Source organism: Pseudalkalibacillus sp. JSM 102089 (genome assembly GCF_041366475.1).
Taxonomy (GTDB): domain Bacteria; phylum Bacillota; class Bacilli; order Bacillales; family Guptibacillaceae; genus Guptibacillus; species Guptibacillus hwajinpoensis_B.
Window position 1 is genome coordinate 1 of sequence record NZ_JBEWYW010000035.1, and the last position, 1,475, is coordinate 1,475.

Sequence of the window (1,475 nt, forward strand, 5' to 3'; positions counted from 1 at the left end):
GGTAGTGACCCCTAAAAGTTAGAGTTTTTATTATGCAGCTGTTTGGCTGGTTTGAGTTCGGTATTGGATCGGACTTAAACCAGCCAATTTTGCTTTTACGCGTTCATGGTTATAGTAGTCTACATATCCCTCGAGTTTTCTTTTCAGTTCTTCATATGATACAAGTTCTTCTCCATAATACATTTCTTGTTTGAGAATCCCGAAGAAATTCTCCATGGCCGCATTATCAGCACAGGTGGCCTTTCTGGACATACTCTGGAAGATTCGATTCTTCTTTAATGTTTTCACCCACTTGTTGTGTTGATAATGCCACCCTTGATCTGAATGGATGGTGGTCCGGTATTTGGCTTCCGTTTGAATGGTTTTTAACACTTCCTTCAACGGGTTTAATACAAGGTCGAGAGTGGGGCGGTTGGAAATCCCAAAAGAAACAATTTCTCCATTAAATAAGTCCATCATTGGGCTCAAATAAAGCTTTTCATTTCCTGTACATTTAAATTCAGTCACATCTGTGACGAATTTTTGGAGACGAACGGAAGTATAGAACCTGCGTTTTAATCGGTTTTGAGCCACTTTTCCAACTCTACCTTTGTACGATTTATACCTGGATTTTCGAGTGAATTTTTCACACTTCAATCCTAACTCACTCATCATCCGTTGAACTTTTTTATGGTTAATGACATACCCCTGGTTTCGAAGCGCTAAGTAAATGCGGCGATAGCCGTATTTTCCCTCGTGCTTATGAAAGAGTTCCGTGATCCTTTCTTTCCACTCTTGATTTGGATCTTCGTTCTTTAATTGCTTCACCTGATAATGGTAGGTGGCTTCAGGAATATCTACTCTCTGTAAAGCGTCCTTTAATTTGAATCCTTCTTTTTTGAGTTCGAATACCAGCGCTGCTTGTGCTTTTCGAGATAGGCATTCGGGTTCTCCTGAAAAGCTTTTAACTTTTTTAGATAAGAATTCTCTAATCGTAGAAGCTCATTTTCGCGTTCAAGTTGTTCTTCACGCGTTAGCTCTTTTTCTGAATTCGAAGATTTTTGTTTATGATTTTTTGTCATAGAGGACCGTCCTTTCGCTTTTTCTTGGAGGCCATCGATTCCTTCCTTCCGTAATGTACTGGACCAATTCGCGATTAACGAGGGGTTGTTCAGTTTGAAGGCAATCGCAGTCTCCTGATAAGAAGCGCCTGTCTGTTTCATAAAGTTTAATACATTTAACTTGAATTGGACAGGGAAGACTTGTTTGACCTGTTTCCTTCTCAACCCCTCTTCACCAAAGGCTTGATAAGCACGAACCCAACCATTGATGGGAGAATGACTAGGCATTCCATGCTTTTTGGCTAATGAAGGGTATCCTAGAGACCCTTGAAGATACTCCATCACAACTTCTAATTTAAAATTCTCACTATACTTTGACATACAAAAACACCCCGGAAGTTAGTTTTTTAACTCTAACTTCCGGGGTGCACTACC

General features: G+C 40.1%; 2 protein-coding genes. Both read right to left on the bottom strand.

Annotated features, from left to right (window positions below):
* Nucleotides 1-30: 30 nt before the first annotated feature.
* Nucleotides 31-972 carry an IS3 family transposase gene (locus tag ABVF21_RS22710; protein WP_283154307.1) on the bottom strand — a complete coding sequence of 314 codons (942 nt, stop codon included), beginning with the start codon at nt 970-972 and terminating at the stop codon, nt 31-33.
* Nucleotides 858-1,421 carry a transposase gene (locus ABVF21_RS22715; protein WP_283152487.1) on the bottom strand — a complete coding sequence of 188 codons (564 nt, stop codon included), beginning with the start codon at nt 1,419-1,421 and terminating at the stop codon, nt 858-860. The genes ABVF21_RS22710 and ABVF21_RS22715 overlap by 115 nt, the downstream gene beginning before the upstream one ends.
* Nucleotides 1,422-1,475: the final 54 nt, after the last annotated feature.